The organism is Pantoea sp. XY16 (genome assembly GCF_025153065.1).
Taxonomy (GTDB): domain Bacteria; phylum Pseudomonadota; class Gammaproteobacteria; order Enterobacterales; family Enterobacteriaceae; genus Pantoea; species Pantoea alfalfae.
The window spans coordinates 1-17,534 of the sequence record NZ_JANZNP010000002.1 but is presented as its reverse complement, the minus strand read 5'-3'; the positions used below and the strand labels follow the sequence as shown (position 1 = coordinate 17,534).

The 17,534-nt window shown below is 57.8% G+C and carries 14 protein-coding genes, 1 tRNA gene and 1 other RNA gene; 10 read left to right on the top strand and 6 right to left on the bottom strand.

From position 1 onward, the window contains the following. From modF to gpmA, 5 genes are all read left to right on the top strand, one after another. Entirely contained in the window at positions 1–1,473 is a 1,473-nt protein-coding gene (modF, locus tag N1689_RS01720) for a molybdate ABC transporter ATP-binding protein ModF (RefSeq protein WP_260057703.1), read from the top strand. A gap of 236 nt (positions 1,474–1,709) precedes the next feature. After that, on the top strand, positions 1,710–2,756 hold the full coding sequence (gene galT, locus N1689_RS01715; protein WP_260057702.1) for a galactose-1-phosphate uridylyltransferase: 1,047 nt from the start codon (positions 1,710–1,712) through the stop codon (positions 2,754–2,756). Beyond that, positions 2,753–3,901 carry a galactokinase gene (gene galK, locus N1689_RS01710; RefSeq protein ID WP_260057701.1) on the top strand — a complete coding sequence of 383 codons (1,149 nt, stop codon included), beginning with the start codon at positions 2,753–2,755 and terminating at the stop codon, positions 3,899–3,901. Before galT ends, galK begins: the two co-directional genes overlap by 4 nt. Beyond that, positions 3,895–4,929: a galactose-1-epimerase gene (gene galM / locus N1689_RS01705; protein ID WP_260057700.1), complete on the top strand. Its 1,035-nt coding sequence runs from the start codon at positions 3,895–3,897 to the stop codon at positions 4,927–4,929. Before galK ends, galM begins: the two co-directional genes overlap by 7 nt. A 151-nt stretch (positions 4,930–5,080) precedes the next feature. Continuing rightward, complete coding sequence (gene gpmA / locus N1689_RS01700; protein ID WP_161736268.1) at positions 5,081–5,833, top strand: 2,3-diphosphoglycerate-dependent phosphoglycerate mutase; 753 nt, start codon at positions 5,081–5,083, stop codon at positions 5,831–5,833. 343 nt (positions 5,834–6,176) lie between these two features. On the opposite strand, the gene aroG is transcribed toward gpmA, so the two are convergent. Then, on the bottom strand, positions 6,177–7,229 hold the full coding sequence (aroG, locus tag N1689_RS01695; protein WP_260057699.1) for a 3-deoxy-7-phosphoheptulonate synthase AroG: 1,053 nt from the start codon (positions 7,227–7,229) through the stop codon (positions 6,177–6,179). 287 nt (positions 7,230–7,516) lie between these two features. On the opposite strand from aroG, the gene N1689_RS01690 reads away from it, so the two are divergent. From N1689_RS01690 to zitB, 4 genes are all read left to right on the top strand, one after another. Next, positions 7,517–7,885, top strand: a complete 369-nt coding sequence (locus N1689_RS01690) for a YbgS-like family protein (RefSeq protein WP_202605056.1) — start codon at positions 7,517–7,519, stop codon at positions 7,883–7,885. Between the two features lie 100 nt (positions 7,886–7,985). Beyond that, a complete protein-coding gene (locus tag N1689_RS01685) occupies positions 7,986–8,567 on the top strand; it encodes a response regulator transcription factor (protein ID WP_161736266.1) in 582 nt (193 codons plus the stop codon). Beyond that, positions 8,549–11,650, top strand: coding sequence for an ATP-binding protein (locus tag N1689_RS01680; protein WP_260057697.1), 3,102 nt, complete (start codon positions 8,549–8,551; stop codon positions 11,648–11,650). The genes N1689_RS01685 and N1689_RS01680 overlap by 19 nt, the downstream gene beginning before the upstream one ends. Then, positions 11,628–12,617: a CDF family zinc transporter ZitB gene (gene zitB, locus N1689_RS01675; protein ID WP_222924338.1), complete on the top strand. Its 990-nt coding sequence runs from the start codon at positions 11,628–11,630 to the stop codon at positions 12,615–12,617. The genes N1689_RS01680 and zitB overlap by 23 nt, the downstream gene beginning before the upstream one ends. Here the strand turns inward: zitB and pnuC are convergent. The 3 genes from pnuC to N1689_RS01660 all read right to left on the bottom strand — a co-directional run bounded on the left by pnuC (position 12,611) and on the right by N1689_RS01660 (position 15,078). Beyond that, entirely contained in the window at positions 12,611–13,333 is a 723-nt protein-coding gene (gene pnuC / locus N1689_RS01670) for a nicotinamide riboside transporter PnuC (protein ID WP_161736263.1), read from the bottom strand. The genes zitB and pnuC overlap by 7 nt on opposite strands. 23 nt (positions 13,334–13,356) lie before the next feature. Further along, a complete protein-coding gene (gene nadA, locus N1689_RS01665) occupies positions 13,357–14,418 on the bottom strand; it encodes a quinolinate synthase NadA (protein WP_260057693.1) in 1,062 nt (353 codons plus the stop codon). A 126-nt stretch (positions 14,419–14,544) separates the two neighbouring features. Then, positions 14,545–15,078 carry a methylated-DNA--[protein]-cysteine S-methyltransferase gene (locus N1689_RS01660; RefSeq protein WP_260057692.1) on the bottom strand — a complete coding sequence of 178 codons (534 nt, stop codon included), beginning with the start codon at positions 15,076–15,078 and terminating at the stop codon, positions 14,545–14,547. A gap of 158 nt (positions 15,079–15,236) precedes the next feature. Between N1689_RS01660 and N1689_RS01655 the strand changes: the two genes are divergently transcribed. Next, complete coding sequence (locus N1689_RS01655) at positions 15,237–16,712, top strand: AlkA N-terminal domain-containing protein (RefSeq protein WP_253421344.1); 1,476 nt, start codon at positions 15,237–15,239, stop codon at positions 16,710–16,712. 519 nt (positions 16,713–17,231) lie between these two features. On the opposite strand, the gene N1689_RS01650 is transcribed toward N1689_RS01655, so the two are convergent. Together N1689_RS01650 and N1689_RS01645 are read right to left on the bottom strand one after the other, a co-directional pair. After that, positions 17,232–17,365, bottom strand: a non-coding RNA gene (locus N1689_RS01650) — RtT sRNA. Between the two features lie 43 nt (positions 17,366–17,408). Beyond that, positions 17,409–17,484: transfer RNA gene (locus N1689_RS01645), tRNA-Lys, on the bottom strand. Positions 17,485–17,534 lie beyond the last annotated feature (50 nt).

The window sequence follows — 17,534 nt, the reverse complement described above, 5'->3', positions numbered from 1 at the left end:
ATGGCTTCATTGCATATTTTGCAAGGCACGTTTCATCTCAGTGATACCCGGATACTGAGTCTGAATCAGGTGGAACTGCAGCGCGGCGAAAGCTGGGCCTTTGTCGGTGCCAACGGCAGCGGTAAATCCTCACTGGCGCGCGCGCTCTCCGGTGAATTGCCCCCGCTTGCGGGTTCCGTCAGCAGCGATTTCACAAGGCCGGTCCGGCTGTCACTGGAACAGTTACAGACGCTGGTGGCGCAGGAGTGGCAGCGCAACAACACCGACATGCTCAGCGAAGGTGAAGAGGATACCGGACTGACCGTGGCAGAGGTCATTCAGGCGGAAGTGCAGCAGCCAGAACGTTGCGAACAACTGGCTCAGCAGTTTGGTATCGAACCGCTGTTGTCACGCCGCTTCAAATATCTCTCTACCGGCGAAACCCGCAAAACCCTGCTTTGTCAGGCCCTGATGAACCAGCCAGATTTGCTGATTCTGGATGAGCCGTTTGACGGACTGGATGTGGCGTCACGCGCCAGCCTGACCGATACGCTGCGCAACCTGCAGCACCCGGCGTTTACGCTGGTGCTGGTGCTCAATCGCTTTGATGACATTCCCGATTTCGTTCAGCAGGTGGGTGTGCTGGCGGAGTGCACTCTTACTCACAGTGGCCCACGCCAGACGATTTTAACGGAAGCGCTGGTGGCACAGCTGGCACACAGTGAACAGCTGATGGGAATGGCGCTGCCCGAAGCGGATGTGCCGGATCAGCTGCCCTCACTGGCGGATGATGCGCCGCGCGTTATCCTGCGCAACGGCACCGTCTCCTACAACGACCGACCGGTCATTCAGGGGCTGAACTGGCGGGTTAACGCAGGCGAGCACTGGCAGATCACTGGCCCGAACGGCGCCGGGAAATCGACGCTGCTGAGTCTGGTAACCGGCGATCATCCACAGGGCTACAGCAATGATCTCACCCTGTTTGGCCGTCGTCGCGGCAGTGGCGAAACCATCTGGGATATCAAACAGCATATTGGCTATGTCAGCAGCAGTCTGCACCTCGATTATCGCGTCAGCACCAATGTGCGGACGGTGATCCTTTCGGGCTTCTTCGACTCCATCGGTCTCTATCAGGCGGCATCCGATCGGCAGAAAGCGCTGGCACAACAGTGGCTGACACTGCTGGGAATGGATAACCGGCTGGGCGATGCGCCGTTCCATTCACTCTCCTGGGGACAGCAGCGGCTGGTGCTGATTGCCCGCGCGCTGGTTAAGCATCCGACGCTGCTGATTCTGGACGAGCCACTCCAGGGACTTGACCCGATTAACCGCCAGCTGGTGCGGCGCTTCGTCGATGTGCTGATTGGCGAAGGTCGCACTCAGCTGCTGTTTGTTTCCCATCATGCCGAAGATGCGCCCGCCTGTATCACGCATCGCCTGAGCTTTGTTCCCGATAAAGGCGGCTACGCTTTTCAGCAGGAAACGTTGCGCTAACGCGTTCACATCGGCCCCTCAACGCCGCTATCGCGGCGTTTTAAAGTACACCTGTGTAATCGCTACCATTCCGGCCTGCCTTTTATCCCGCATTACTGCACACAATGCCACGAAATAAGAATATTCAGCTTGTGTAAACGATACCATTTATCCAGACTTGATCACGCTTTCGGGCGCGCTGATGTGCTACTTTTTACCGATGCCTCTCTGGCTTTTGACGCTTACCAGGATCTCACATGGAAAAATTCAACCCGGTCGTTCATCCCCATCGCCGTTACAATCCACTGATTGATCAATGGATTTTAGTTTCACCTCATCGGGCCAAGCGTCCGTGGCAGGGCGCGCAGGAAACGCCAGCAGTTAATACCTTACCGTCGCACGATCCGGACTGCTTCCTGTGTGCCGGAAATACCCGCATTACCGGTGACAAAAACCCCGACTATTCTGGCACGTATGTCTTTACCAATGACTTTGCTGCGCTGATGACCGACACGCCTGACGCGCCCGAGAGCGACGATATCCTGATGCGCTGTGAAAGCGCACGCGGCACCAGTCGGGTCATCTGCTTTTCGCCCGATCACAGCAAAACTCTGCCGGAGATGTCACTGAGCGCGCTGGAAGAAGTGGTGCGTACCTGGCAGGCGCAGACCGCCGATCTGGGTCAGCACTATCCGTGGGTGCAGGTGTTTGAGAACAAAGGCGCGGCGATGGGCTGCTCAAACCCGCATCCCCATGGTCAGATCTGGGCCAACAGCTTCCTGCCGAATGAAGCGCAGCGCGAAGATGATCATCAGCGCGACTATTTCGCAAAACATGGCTCGCCGATGCTGGTCGATTATCTGGCACGTGAGCAGCAGGATGGCAGCCGCACCGTGGTGGAAACCGAACACTGGCTGGCCGTCGTGCCGTGGTGGGCTGCCTGGCCGTTTGAAACTCTGCTGCTGCCGAAAGCGCACGTTAAACAGCTGACCGATCTCAGTGAAGCGCAGAGTGCCGATCTGGCAAAAGCCATTAAGCTTCTGACCAGCCGCTACGACAACCTGTTCCAGTGCTCCTTCCCCTACTCCATGGGCTGGCACGGCGCGCCGTTTAATGGCGAAGCCAACGACCACTGGCAGTTGCATGCGCACTTCTATCCACCGCTGCTGCGCTCAGCAACGGTACGTAAATTTATGGTTGGCTATGAAATGCTGGCCGAAACCCAACGCGATTTAACGGCGGAACAGGCGGCGGAACGTCTGCGTTCTGTCAGCGACGTTCACTTCCGTGAGGCACAACAATGAGCTTAAAAACCATCACGCAGCAGCTTTTCTCTGACACCTTCGGTTACGCTGCAACGCATACCATTCAGGCGCCGGGCCGCGTTAACCTGATTGGCGAGCACACCGACTATAACGACGGCTTTGTGCTGCCATGTGCCATCGATTACCAGACAGTCATCGCCTGCGCCCGCCGTGACGACCGCCAGATTCGCGTAGTCGCTGCCGATTATGAGAATGCGCAGGACACCTTCTCGCTGGACGAAGAGATCGTCAGCGTGCAGGAACCGATGTGGGCCAACTATGTGCGCGGCGTGGTGAAACATCTGCAGCAGCGTCATGCCGATTTCGGTGGCATTGATATGGTGATCAGCGGCAACGTGCCACAGGGCGCAGGTCTGAGCTCATCCGCCTCGCTGGAAGTGGCGGTCGGTACCGTGGTGCAGCAGCTCTATAACCTGCCGCTGGATGGCGCGGCTATCGCGGTGAATGGTCAGGAAGCGGAGAACCAGTTCGTTGGCTGTAACTGCGGCATCATGGACCAGCTGATCTCCGCACTGGGCAGGAAAGATCACGCGATGCTGCTCGACTGCCGCACGCTGGGCACCCGTCCGGTGTCGATGCCGGAAGATATCGCGGTGGTGATCATCAACTCCAACTTCCGCCGCACCCTGGTCGGCAGCGAATACAATACCCGTCGCGAGCAGTGTGAAGCGGGCGCGCGTTTCTTCAATAAGAAGGCCCTGCGTGACGTTGAACTGGCCGAGTTTGAAGCAGCCCAGGCGCAGCTCGACCCCCAGGTGGCAAAACGCGTGCGTCACGTTCTGACCGAGAACGCCCGAACGCTGGAAGCAGCCGATGCGCTGACTCAGGGCGACCTGACACGTATGGGTCAGCTGATGGCCGAGTCGCACGCCTCAATGCGTGACGATTTCGAGATCACCGTGCCGCCAATTGATACGCTGGTTGAGATCGTGAAAACGCAGATTGGTGAACGCGGCGGCGTGCGCATGACCGGCGGCGGCTTTGGTGGCTGCATCGTGGCACTGATGCCACTGGATCTGGTCGATCAGGTGAAAGCCGCCGTTGCTGAGCAGTATGAAGCCGCGACCGGCATCAAAGAGACCTTCTACGTCTGCAAAGCCTCTGAAGGAGCGGGCCAATGCTGAATGACGTCAATTCCCATGCGCCCGACGGTCAGCCGTGGCGCATAACGGTGCTGCGTAATGCCAACGGCATGCTGGCGACCTTTATGGACTGGGGCGCAACCTGGCTTTCTGCCCGCGTCCCGATGCAGGATGGCACCGTGCGTGAAGCGCTGCTTGGCTGCGCCACGCCTTCTGACTACCTGCACCAGGATGCCTATCTGGGTGCCACGGTGGGCCGTTACGCCAACCGCATCGCCGGGGCAAAACTGAATAAACTGAACCGTCAGCTGGTGCCAAACCAGGGTGCCCATCAGCTGCATGGCGGGCCGGAGGGCTTCGATAAACGCCGCTGGCAGATTGTCAGCCAGTCCGACAGCGAAGTGCACTACCGCATCGACTCGCCGGATGGCGACCAGGGCTATCCGGGCAATCTGATTGCCGACGTGCGCTATCAACTGGATGACCAGAACTGCCTGAGCATCCGCTACGAAGCGCGCTGCGATCAGCCCTGCCCGGTCAATCTGACTAACCATGCCTACTTTAACCTTGATGCGCATCATGGCGACGCACGCCAGCATCGCTTACAACTGCACGCCGACCAGTATCTGCCGGTCGACAGCGAAGGTATTCCGAATGCGCCGCTGAAAGCCGTTGCCGATACCAGCTTTGATTTCCGCAACGCCAAAGTCGTGGCGCAGGATTTCCTGGCAGACGATGACCAGCGCGCGGTGAAGGGCTATGACCATGCATTTCTGCTCAACAGCGCAGGCGACGATAGTCAGCCTGCGGCAGAACTCTGGTCGGAAGATGGCAGATTGCAGCTCAGCGTGACTACCTCGGCACCGGCACTGCAGTTCTATACCGGCAACTACCTGGCCGGCACCCGTGCCCGTGAGCAGGCGAGCTATAATGCATTTCAGGGCATTGCGCTGGAGAGTGAATTTTTACCGGATTCGCCTAATCATGCTGAGTGGCCTCAGCCTGATTGCTGGCTGCAGCCGGGAGATCGCTGGGAATCCGTGACGCGGTATCGCTTCACGCTACGCTGAGCCTCCGGCTGAAAAACGCGCAGTGCGTCACACACAGGCTTACGCGCTGCCCGCTTTTCCGTTATGGTATGGCGCAATCAGCTCGTGTTTCATGCGGGCAGCAGCAGGTTTCCAATCTCACAGAAACATCACAGTATTAAGGAGTTAAGCTATGGCTGTAACTAAGCTGGTTCTGGTGCGACACGGCGAAAGCCAGTGGAACAACGAAAACCGCTTTACCGGTTGGTATGATGTTGACCTTTCTGAGAAAGGTCGTGGCGAAGCCAAATCAGCAGGTCAGCTGCTGAAGAAAGAGGGCTTTGTTTTTGATTTCGCTTACACCTCCGTACTGAAGCGTGCGATTCACACGCTGTGGAATGTGCTGGATGAGCTGGATCAGGCCTGGCTGCCGGTTGAGAAAACCTGGCGTCTGAACGAGCGTCACTACGGTGCGCTGCAGGGTCTGGACAAAGCGGAAACGGCCGCCAAATATGGCGACGAGCAGGTTAAGCAGTGGCGTCGCGGCTTTGCCGTTACCCCGCCAGAGCTGGATCGTTCAGATGAGCGCTTCCCGGGCCATGACCCGCGTTACGCGAAACTGACTCCGGAGCAGCTGCCAACCACCGAAAGCCTGGCGCTGACCATCGACCGCGTTATCCCTTACTGGAATGACACCATTCTGCCGCGCATCAAAAGCGGTGAGAAAGTGATTATTGCCGCACACGGCAACTCACTGCGTGCGCTGGTGAAATATCTGGATAACCTCGGCGAAGATGAAATCCTCGAGCTGAATATCCCTACCGGCGTTCCGCTGGTGTATGAGTTCGATGAAAACTTCAAACCGCTGAAACGCTACTACCTGGGCGACCAGGACGAGATTGCTGCGAAAGCCGCAGCCGTTGCGAATCAGGGTAAAGCGAAGTAATTTTTCGCTGAAAAGGCAAAAAGGCCAGACGAAAGTCTGGCCTTTTTTATTGGGCTGCGCCCGACAATGCTGCGCGTCATGTTTAACTGCCAGAGTAAAATCCTGGATGTGAGTACGTACCAGACTAATCACATATTCAAATCCGTCTAAGTCTGGCAGCAATAAACTAGCTCGACGCGCAGGGAACAGAGTCAGAAGAGGAAAGCGTCCCGCGCCAGGGATGGCGCGGGCAGAGCGACCAGGGACTGGCTTGAGCGTCTTTCCGATCTGACCGTGTTCCCTGAGCAGGCTCACTCTCCACAGCGAATCCGGCCAGACTTTGTTAATGAGTCTGAATAACCAATCAGCCGCGGCGCTGTTTAACCGCTGCCGCCAGCTGACGCAGCACCTTGTCCGTATCTTCCCAGCCGATACAGGCGTCGGTGACGCTTTTGCCATAGACCAGTGGCTTGCCGCTCTCCAGACTCTGGTTGCCTTCCACCAGATGACTCTCAATCATCACACCGACAATCGCCTGCTCACCGTTAATCAGCTGCTGTGAGACATCGTCTGCTACGATCATCTGACGCTGGAACTGCTTGCTGCTGTTGGCGTGGCTGAAATCGATCATCACCTGCTGTGGCAGACCCGCTTTTGCCAGGCCCTCTTTGACCTCTGCAACATGCTGCGCACTGTAGTTCGGCTCTTTGCCGCCGCGCAGAATGATGTGGCAGTCATCGTTACCGCTGGTTTCCACAATGGCGGAGTGACCATACTTTGTCACTGACAGAAAACAGTGTGGCGATCCCGCTGCGTTAATCGCATCAATCGCGACCTTGATGGTGCCATCGGTGCCGTTTTTAAAGCCAACCGGGCAGGAAAGACCGGATGCCAGCTCGCGGTGTACCTGAGATTCCGTGGTGCGCGCACCAATCGCGCCCCAGCTCATCAGGTCAGCCACATACTGCGGGGTAATCATATCCAGAAACTCGCCCGCTGCCGGTAAGCCGCTGTCGTTGATCTCCAGCAGCAGCTTACGCGCCAGACGCAGACCGTCGTTAAGCTGGTAGCTGTTATCCATATAGGGGTCGTTAATCAGCCCTTTCCAACCCACCGTGGTGCGCGGCTTTTCAAAATAGACCCGCATGACCACTTCCAGCTCGCCTTTCAGCTCATCACGCAACGCCAGCAGGCGGCCTGCATACTCTTTCGCCGCTTCGGTGTCATGAATTGAACAGGGTCCAATCACCACCAGCAGACGATCGTCCTTGCCCTGCAGGATCTGATGAATCGCCTGACGGGCCTGTGAAACGGTCTGTGCAGCACGATCGGTCGCCGGGAATTTTTCGAGCAGCGCAACAGGAGGTAACAGCTCTTTAATCTCTTTGATGCGTAAATCATCGTTCTGGTAATTCATACTGATTCCATATTATTTCTTGCCCGACGCCCGCCGGACACATCCTGCCCAATGTAGCCCGAAGCGCCAGGGGTGTAAATTCCTGCTGCGGGTTAAATGTGCGGGTCATATTTGCATTAATCAGCTTAGCGACTAGACTTTTTAATGGTAAGCACTGAGGAAAGTCCCGCTTACCTTATTTAATTACCCTGTTTAAGCCAAATGGCGAATTTTATTTCGTCAGGAATTTTTTTACCCGAAATTGCACCTCTGGGCTTAAAGCCTCTTCATTTATTAACGGGAGCATAATGATGAAAAAGTTTGCCTTAATCTTTTTGACAGCAGCAATGACACTGAGCAGCGGCGCGGTACTGGCTGCAGACAGCAGCAGCAATAACGGTACAGCGAATCAGGCAGCCAGTGCAGGTGCAGCGGCGGGTGGAGCAAAAGAGAATCTGCCACCAAATAATGTTGATAACAGCAAAATTAATAACACTGGCACCGACACAAATCCTGCAACGTCTGGCAGCACCACCAGCCATGGTAATATGTCTGCTAACGAAATGGACCAGAACGCCCAGTGTAAAGATGGCAAATGTCCGAACATCAACAAAAAAGTTCAGACTAAAGTGGGCGGCGGCGACGTAGATACCAAAACCGACGGCACCACCCAGTAATTCTGTTTAAAACCAGGAGAGCTGACGTTCTCCTGGTTTTTCTCCCCTCTGCCCCACTCTTCCGCTATGCTAATCCTGTGAAATTTACAGGAAATCCTTCATGGCCGTTTTGCTTCTGATTGACGATCATCCGCTGGTTGAAGTGGCACTGGAAGCTGCCCTGAGCCAGTCACCCATACCCATTAAACTCCTCTCTGCCATCAGTGAAAAAGCCGCCCGCCCCTTACTTCAGGAGCCACTGGACATTATCGTGCTGGATATCGGCCTGCCGGACAGTGATGGCCTGGAGTTTCTTCGTCGTCTGAAGATCCATCGGCCTGATTGCCCGGTGCTCATCTACTCTGCGCAGCAGACCCGCCACTATGTGCGTCGCGCCCAGGCGCTGGGTGCGGCCGGTTACGTGGTAAAGAGTCAGCGCATGACGCAATTACTCAGCGCCATCCTGGCGGTGCTGGGCGGTCAGACGGCCTTTCCGGTGATGGATGATGAGCCTGAGCTGCCCCTGACCCAGAAGGAGCGTCAGATTCTGGCACTGCTGGCCAGTGGACTATCCAATCTGCAAATCGCGGCTCAGTTGCACATCAGTAACAAAACGGTCAGTACTCATAAAAAGAACATTCTGGAAAAAACCGGAGCCCGCTCAGTAGTGGAACTGGCTGACCTGTGGAAAGCCCAGCAGTGAGGGTTATTCTGCTGATCCTGCTGTTCTGGTGCGGCACCGGACTGGCTGAGGTGCGTCCGGTGAGCAGCGTGAATCTGCCGATGATGCTGCCGGTGACGCACGCGGAAACGATGCAGGGCAGGATCCTGCGCGTCGGCCTGCTGGAAGAGAACCACGCGCCCTGGGCAATGCGCATCGGCAATGACCTCTATGGCATCAATGCCGACTATCTTTCCGCGCTACGACAGCTGACCGGTGCGCAGTTCACGCTTAACCTCTACAGCGATCAACCACATCTGATGCAGGCGCTGACCAGCGGCCAGATCGATTTTGCGCTGGGCATGTGGAGCAACCCACTGCCACCCGGCACCCTGAGCAGCGAAAACTGGTTCAGCAGTCCGCTGCGGGTTTACCGCAATCAGCAAAACCAGCGTGCCGTGATGTTTAACAGCCAGAATGCCTCGCTTGCTATCAGTGACAGCACGCTGGCACAGCTGCCATCTGCGCTGGCGGCCCGTCACAGCTGGCAACGCTACAGCAGCGACCTGCAGGCGCTCTATACCCTGCTTAATCAGCAAAATGACTATGTGGTGGCAGATGAGACCAGCGCCGGTTTTCTGCTGAGCCAGCTGCAACAGGGCCAGATTTATCAGATCGCCTCCCATATTGAGGCCGGCCAGCTCAACCTGCGCGCGGTGGCGCGCGATCCCCAGCTTATCAGCTGGATAAATCAGAGCCTGCGTCAGTTGCCTGCAGAACTGATGAACACGCTACAGGCACGCTGGAGCAGCAGCCTGCCGCGCTATCAGGACACCCAGACTCTGATGCTCAGCCCCGCTGAGCGCGCCTGGATTGCCGATCATCCGCGTATTACCTATACCGCCGAACCGGACAACTATCCCTGGAGTTATCGCGATGCCAGCGGAACTGCCCGAGGCTATGGCGTGGATTTGCTGAAAGCGATTGCGCAGAGCACCGGATTAGCGTTTGAGCCGGTGTGGGTCAGTAATCCCCGTCAGGCCAGCACGCTGATTCAGCAAAAGCAGGCAATGCTGCAGCTGATGCAGCCGCTGAATGGCGATGCGATGCAGAGCACGTCGCTGCCGGTGTGGCGTGCGCTGTGGGGCATTTATAGCGTCCAGTCCGATACGCTGGCTCACTGGCGCGACCTGCAGGGCAAGCGGATCGGCGTGTTGCAGGATGACCTGGCGCTGCGTCTGCTCCCTGCGGATCTCAAGCCACAGCCGTTTGCCGATCGTAATAGTCTCTATGACGCGCTGGCAAAGGGGCAGATCGATGTGCTGGTCGATAACGTACTCTCCGCCCGCTGGCGCATCGCCAGCCGGGATGATGCCCGTATTCATCTCGCCTTTGCCGCCAGCGATATCGCCTGGCCGATCGCGCTGGGCGTCACGCCTGGCCAGCCGGTGCTGCGCACCCTGCTGGATCGCGCGCTGCAGCAGATCCCGGCTGACACACAGAGCCAGATGCGCGACAGCTGGTCAACCCCGCCGCAGCCCGGCAGCGTGATAGCGATGCGTTCGCTGCCGATGATGGTGCTGGCGGTGGCAGGTGCGGCCATTGTGCTGCTGCTGTTGCTGCTGGCGCGCCGCTACTGGCAACAGCGCCGGGAACGTCAGCAGCGTGAACAGGCGGAACATGCCAATGCAATGAAAAGCCAGTTTCTGGCGACCGTCAGTCATGAGCTGCGTACCCCAATGCAGGCGATCCTGGGTCTGCTGGAGCTGGAGAAGCAGCAGCACAGCAGCCAGAACCTTTCGCTACTGCACAGCAGCGCACAATCGCTGCTGACTCTGCTGAATGACCTGCAGGATCATGCACGCATCGAGAGCAACAGTTTTACCCTGGCACCTCGCCCGCTGGCGCTGGCGCAGTGGCTCGATCAACAGCAGCATTTTTATCATCCGTTGATGCGCGCTGACGGCCCACGTCTGATCGTCGAGGCGCTGACGCCGCTGCCTGGCACCGTATTGATTGATGCCGACCGCCTTCAGCAGGTTGTAAACAACCTGATGACCAATGCGCTAAAATTCACCCGCCACGGCGCGATTCGCCTGACGCTGGCCGCACAGCAACAACAGTTGATTCTGACAGTGAGCGACAGCGGCAGCGGTATTCCGCCAGAGGAGCAGCAGAAGCTGTTTGATCCCTGGTATCAGGCGCCGTCCGGTAAATCGGTTTCGGTGCAGGGCAGCGGCCTGGGGCTGTTTATCTGCCGGGAAATGGTGCTGCGGATGGGCGGCGACATCCGGCTCGCCTCTGAACCTGGGCACGGTACTCAGGTCACCGTGACGCTGCCGCTGCAGATCTGTGCACCGGTAAACCACGCAGACGACACGACCCTGCCCGGCTTTCCACAGCTTAGGGTGGCGATTGTCGATGACCATCCAGCCAATCTGCTGGTGATGCAGCAGCAGCTGGCGCGCTTTGCAATTCAGGCTGACATCTTCGAACAGGGACGCGCACTGCTGCAGGCCGACGCAAAGCAGCCTTATGATCTATTGTTTATCGACCAGATGATGCCGCGCCCTGACGGTACGCTGTTGTTGCGCATATTGCGTCGTCGTGACCGCCAGCGCAGACGTCAGGCGATGCGGGTGCTCTGCTCGGCTGACGCGCAGCTGCTGTCGCAGTCACCTGAGGCGGGCGAGCGTGTGCTGATTAAACCGATGCAGTTAGCCGATCTCAGCGCGCTGCTGGCAGAGTGGCAGCAGGAGTGGCAGCAGGAGTGGCAGGACGATCCGCTGGCGACACTGGATGACAACCTGTGGCAGCTGGCGCAGCAGAATGACAAATTCCTCAGCCGTCTGAGCCAGACGTTGCACAGTACGGTGACACAGGACCTGGCTGTGATGCGTGAGGCACACGAACGCGCAGACTGGACGCAGTTCGCCGAAGCAGCACACCGGATGAAAGGAAGCTGCTTGCTGGCAGGGCTGGAGCATGGCGCGCAACTCAGCCAGCAGCTGACGGAGCAGGTTAAACAGCATCAGGACACGTCTGAGACGTGGCAATTACTGATATTATTCGCAAACAGGTTACTGAAAAAACTGGAATCTTATGGCACATACCCACACTCATAGCGGGCAGGATAGTAATCGCACGCGTCTGGCGGCCGCCTTCGGGGTGACAGTCGTCTTCATGGTTGCTGAAGTCATTGGCGGCTGGCTCTCAGGTTCACTGGCGCTGCTGGCGGACGCCGGGCATATGCTGACCGACGCCGCCGCTCTGTTGATGGCCTTGCTGGCGGTCCATTTCTCACGCCGTAAACCTAATGCACGCCACACCTTTGGCCTGCTGCGTCTGACCACGGTAGCGGCATTTGTTAACGCGATTGCGCTGCTGGGCATTACCGTGCTTATCGTCTGGGAGGCAGTGCGTCGCTTTGCCGACCCGCAGCCGGTGACGGGCGGATTGATGCTGGGGATCGCGATTGGCGGCCTGCTGGCCAATATTCTGTCATTCTGGCTGCTGCATCACGGCAGTGGAGAAAAGAACCTCAACGTGCGGGCTGCCGCGCTGCATGTCATGGGTGACCTGCTGGGTTCGGTGGGCGCGATTGTGGCGGCGGTGATTATTCTGCTGACCGGCTGGACGCCTATCGACCCGATTCTGTCACTGCTGGTCTCCCTGCTGGTGCTGCGCAGCGCCTGGGCGCTGCTGCGTGAAAGTCTGCAGGAGTTACTGGAAGGGACACCGCATTCGCTGGATGTGAACCGGCTGATACGGGATCTGACGCTGAACATCGCCGAAGTGCGCAATGTTCACCATGTGCATCTGTGGCAGGTCGGCGAAAAGCCGCTGCTGACGCTGCATGCGCAGGTCATCCCGCCTTACGATCACGATGCGCTGCTGCATCGTATCCACGACTATCTGCGCCAGCACTATCAAATTGCGCATGCGACCGTGCAGATGGAGTATCAGCCCTGTGCCGGTGCCGAGTGTGAACTCGGCTTAAGCAGCGCTGCTGCCTCCGGCCATGATCACAGTCATTCTCACGACCCTGATCATGACCACGCTCACGCTAAAGGCGAAGCACACACTCACTGAGCCGAGAGCGCGCGGGAACCCTGTTGCCGCGCGCTGCGGATCCACATACGCGATCCGTTCAGCGCAATCAGCGTCAGAATCACATACTCCAGCGACATCGCATACACGCCCTGACGGGCGAAAATCATCACGCTAATCACGTTGATGATGACCCACAGCAGCCAGTTCTCAACATATTTGCGTGTCATCAGCACCATCGCCGCAATCGACAACACCATCAGGCAGGAATCCCAGAACGGGAAAGCATCCGGCTGCAACGCGGGCATCGCTACCGACAGGCCAAGACCGTTCATCAGCGTCACCGCTGTACGGGTTAACAGCGCAAACACCGGATCGATATAGAGGGTCATCAGCGCAATGGCGATCACACAACCCGCCGCCCAGGCCAGCGCTTTGGGCAGTGGCAGCCAGCGGATTTTCAGCTCGACCTGATGATCGGCGGTCTGACGGCTCCAGGCGTACCAGCCATAGATATTGGCGGCAAAGAAGAAGAGCTGCAGCAGGAGGCTGGCATAGAGCTGGATCTGAAAGAAGATCACCGCAAACAGCGTAACGTTGATCAAACCGAACGGATAGTTGATGATTTTTTCCAGGCTGGCAAACCAGATACAGAGTAAGCCCGCCAGCGTGCCGATGGCCTCAATCCATGAGAGATCGTAGCCCCCGGCACCCAGAGGAATATGAACCAGAATATTATGTGTGCTGAAGAAATCCATGCTGAGCACCTGTCCGGGAACGCTTAGGCGTTGCCCTTCACGTTGAGTTTAAGTTCCGCTGCAAAGGATAGCATGCGATTAAGCGGCAGTAACGCCGCCTCACGCAGCGCCTCATCCACCTGAATCTCATGTTCCGCCCCGCCCGTCTCCAGCGCCTCTGCGATGGCTTTGAGGCCGTTCATTGCCATCCATGGACAGTGAGCACAACTGCGGCAGGTTGCGCCCTCACCCGCGGTCGGCGCTTCCAGCAGCTCTTTGTCCGGTACTGCCTGCTGCATCTTGTAGAAGATGCCGCGATCGGTGGCGACAATCATCTGCGGATGTGGCAGGGATTTCGCCGCCTGAATCAGCTGGCTGGTCGAGCCGACAGCGTCCGCCAGATCGACAATCGCCTGCGGCGACTCCGGGTGCACCAGCACCGCTGCGTCGGGATAGAGCGCTTTCATACGCTGCAGCGCCTGGGTTTTAAACTCGTCATGCACAATGCAGGCACCCTGCCAGCAGAGCACATCCGCCCCCGATTTATGGGTGACGTAGCGGCCAAGATGACGATCCGGTGCCCAGATGATCTTTTCGCCCAGGCTGTCGAGATGCTCAATCAGCTCAACCGCAATGCTGGACGTCACTACCCAGTCGGCCCGCGCTTTGACAGCCGCTGAGGTATTGGCATAGACCACGACGGTGCGATCGGGATGGGCATCACAGAAGGCGTTAAACTCTTCGATTGGACAGCCCAGGTCCAGGGAGCACTCCGCCTGCAGCGTCGGCATCAGCACGGTTTTTTCGGGACTGAGGATTTTGGCGGTTTCGCCCATAAAGCGTACGCCTGCCACCAGCAGTGTGGTGGCAGAATGGTGGCTGCCAAAGCGCGCCATCTCCAGCGAGTCAGAGACGCAGCCGCCGGTCTCTTCCGCCAGCGCCTGAATTTCCGGATCGGTGTAGTAGTGCGCCACCATCACTGCGTTACGCGCCTTCAGCAGCGCTTTGATTTTCTCACGGTAAAACGCCCTCTCGTCGTCACTCAGACGAGCAGGTTTAGGTGGAAAAGGGTAAACGGCGCTTTCAGGATCGAACATCACACTCATGACACAGCTCTCGTTTTATCTAATTAACGAAAATCGCCTGATAAGGCGAATAATGGCGATGAATCCGCCGTAGTGTTTTATATGCTAAACACGATAACGGAAAAGTCAGACTGTGTCGTGGGATTTTTAGTCCGCCTGTATCACTAACTGGACCGGCTCTGGAGCCGCTTTGTCGGGAAGCGACTGCGGCGCTTCCAGCGCCAGCAGGAAAGCTTTGATATCCAGCCCGCCGGCAAAGCCGGTCAGCTTGCCGTTGGCACCGATCACGCGGTGGCATGGCGCAACAATGGAGAGTGGATTACGGCCATTGGCCGCGCCGACCGCCCGTACTGCCAGCGGATGGCCGATCTCTCTGGCAATCTGGCTGTAGCTGCGCGTTTCACCAAACGGAATCGCCACCAGCGCTTGCCAGACTTTTTTCTGAAACTCGGTACCAACAAAATCGAGCGGCAGCTCAAAGCAGCGACGCGCACCGGTAAAGTACTCGCTGAGCTGACGTTCAGTTTCAAGCAGGATGGGATGATCGTCATCGCGCGTCTGGGGCAAAAATCGGTTGCGCTTCGGATCATCATTTTCCCACAAGATGCCCGCCAGGCCACTGTCGCTGGCGACCAGTTTCAGCTCGCCTACCGGGGTAACTATCGGTTTGAAGTAGTACATAGTGATTCTCCCGTCACGGTTTCATCGCCTATTATCGCACTTTTCATCAGCCTGACTGGCTGTTTTCGGTCATGGTTCTAAACTGTTGTGCTGTCCGAAAACAGCCAGTCTCTCGGGATTCACCATTGTAGGCTGTGCTTATTTACCGGAGAAATACCATGATCGATCCCGACATTGCTTATCAGGCGCTGACCTCTCGTGATACCCGCTTTGACGGCGTTTTCTTTGTGGGCGTGACGTCAACCGGTATCTATTGCCGTCCGATCTGCCCGGTCAAAGCACCCATGCAGAAGAATTGCCTTTTCTTCAGCAGCGCCGAGGCAGCGGAAAAAGCGCGCTTCCGTCCCTGCCTGCGCTGCCGGCCAGAACTGGCACCCGGCAATGCGCCCGTTGATCAGCCGCATCGTGTGGCGGAGCGGCTGATTCAGCGCATTGAGGAAGGCATGCTGGAGGAGCGCGAAGGTCTGGAAGCGATTGCCGCTGAATTCGGCCTTAGCCTGCGTCAGCTGCGCCGTATCGTGCAGCTTGAACTCGGCGTCTCGCCGATGGAGCTGAAGCAGACGCGTCGTATGCTGCTGGCAAAACAGCTGCTGACCGAAACACAACTGCCGGTTACAGAAGTCGCCTACGCCAGCGGTTTCAGCAGCCTGCGTCGCTTTAATGATGTGTTCCAGGCGCGCTACCGCATGACGCCGAGCGCGCTGCGTCGGGACGATACGGGCACTCAACGTGCGCAGCCCGGCAACCACGTGACGCTGCGGCTGGCCTATCGCCCACCCTACGACTGGGCAGCGATGCTCTGGTTTTTGCAGACGCACCTGATGAAGGAGGTCGAAGCAGTGGAAGATGGCAGCTGGCGACGCACCGTAGCGCTGGGTCGCTGCCGGGGCTGGGTCAGCGTTTCCCATCTGCCGCAGAAGAACGCATTGCAGGTGACGCTCTCAACGTCCCTGACGCCAGTGCTGCCTCTGCTGCTGCGCCGTCTGCGTGACCTGTTCGATCTTGACGCGCAGCCGCAGCGTATCGCCACCTGCCTGGCCCAGGATCCGCTGCTGGCGCCCAGCCTGATCGCGCATCCGGGTCTGCGCGTGCCTGGCGCGTTTGACGCTTTTGAGCTGGGCGTGCGCGCCATTATCGGCCAGCAGGTAACGGTCAAAGCAGCCACCACGGTCAGCAGCCGCTTTGCCGCCGCCTTCGGTGAGCCCTGCGAGACGCCTTTTGCCGATCTCACCCGTTATACCGCGCTTCCTGAACGTATCGCCGGACTGACGGTGGACGATGTTGCACCGATGGGCATTGTCAGCGCCGCGCGCTCCCGCGCCATCATCGCCTTTGCCAGCGCCTGCGCCAGCGGTGACCTGCGTCTTAGCGCCGCTCAGCAGCCTGACGAGGTGATAAAAAAGCTGGTCAGCCTGCCGGGCATTGGCCCCTGGACAGCGCATTATATCGCGATGCGCGCCCTGCGCTGGCCGGATGCTTTTCCCAAAGAGGATATCGCCATCCGTAACAACCTGGGCGGCCTGTCATCCAAAGAAGCGGAAGCGCGCTCGCAATCCTGGCGTCCCTGGCGCAGCTATGCGGTGATGCATATCTGGGAGAGCCTGGCGGTGGCAAAGGTGAAGAAAAAGGCGTGAGGGCGAGATTTGGGGGCAACTCTGTCAACAAGACAGAAGCTCAACGCGCAGGGAACAAGGTCAGAAGAGGAAAGCGTCCCGCGCCAGGGACAAAAACGCCAGTGATGCTTTCAGACTGTTGAGGAAAGCAAACCAGGGTAATTTTCCCAACATTACAGATGCTCAACGCGCAGGGAACAGGGTCAGAAGAGGAAAGCGTCCCGCGCCAAAGACAAAAACGCCAGTGATGCTTTCAGACTGTTGAGGAAAGCAAACCAGGGTAATTTTCCCAACAATACAGATGCTCAACGCGCAGGGAACAGGGTCAGAAGAGGAAAGCGTCCCGCGCCAGGGACGGCGCGGGCCGAGCAGGTCAGGGATGACGGCTTTTGCGTCTTTCCGATCTGACCCTGTTCTCTGCGCAGGCTCGATCAAACAGCGGGCAGCGACAACCTCAAGCACTTGAGGTGTTTTGCTTCTTCAAAGTGAGTTAGTGCCGCAGAAACGAAAAAAGCGCCCTGAGGGCGCTTCTTTCTTAATGGGTGGGTCGTGCAGGACTGCCTCGGCCCTTCCAGGGCCTCACCCTCCGGGTGATGCTAACGCATCAGCCTGAATCGCCGGGCGATTCAGTCGAACCTGCTGCAGGTTCTCACCCTGCACGATAAAGTCCGTGCCCCGGAAACGAAAAAAGCGCCTTAAAGGCGCTTCTTTCTTAATTGGTGGGTCGTGCAGGATTCGAACCTGCGACCAATTGATTAAAAGTCAACTGCTCTACCAACTGAGCTAACGACCCGCTGGGGGCTTACAACCCTTCAGCGCGCCAGGCGGCTGAGATAAGATGGT

Bases quoted from the DNA above. Each gene is read 5' to 3' on its own strand.
- modF (WP_260057703.1), top strand. From the start codon at position 1: ATGGCTTCATTGCATATTTTGCAAGGCACGTTTCATCTCAGTGATACC.
- galT (WP_260057702.1), top strand. From the start codon at position 1,710: ATGGAAAAATTCAACCCGGTCGTTCATCCCCATCGCCGTTACAATCCA.
- galK (WP_260057701.1), top strand. From the start codon at position 2,753: ATGAGCTTAAAAACCATCACGCAGCAGCTTTTCTCTGACACCTTCGGT.
- galM (WP_260057700.1), top strand. From the start codon at position 3,895: ATGCTGAATGACGTCAATTCCCATGCGCCCGACGGTCAGCCGTGGCGC.
- gpmA (WP_161736268.1), top strand. From the start codon at position 5,081: ATGGCTGTAACTAAGCTGGTTCTGGTGCGACACGGCGAAAGCCAGTGG.
- aroG (WP_260057699.1), bottom strand. From the start codon at position 7,229: ATGAATTACCAGAACGATGATTTACGCATCAAAGAGATTAAAGAGCTG.
- N1689_RS01690 (WP_202605056.1), top strand. From the start codon at position 7,517: ATGATGAAAAAGTTTGCCTTAATCTTTTTGACAGCAGCAATGACACTG.
- N1689_RS01685 (WP_161736266.1), top strand. From the start codon at position 7,986: ATGGCCGTTTTGCTTCTGATTGACGATCATCCGCTGGTTGAAGTGGCA.
- zitB (WP_222924338.1), top strand. From the start codon at position 11,628: ATGGCACATACCCACACTCATAGCGGGCAGGATAGTAATCGCACGCGT.
- pnuC (WP_161736263.1), bottom strand. From the start codon at position 13,333: ATGGATTTCTTCAGCACACATAATATTCTGGTTCATATTCCTCTGGGT.
- nadA (WP_260057693.1), bottom strand. From the start codon at position 14,418: ATGAGTGTGATGTTCGATCCTGAAAGCGCCGTTTACCCTTTTCCACCT.
- N1689_RS01660 (WP_260057692.1), bottom strand. From the start codon at position 15,078: ATGTACTACTTCAAACCGATAGTTACCCCGGTAGGCGAGCTGAAACTG.
- N1689_RS01655 (WP_253421344.1), top strand. From the start codon at position 15,237: ATGATCGATCCCGACATTGCTTATCAGGCGCTGACCTCTCGTGATACC.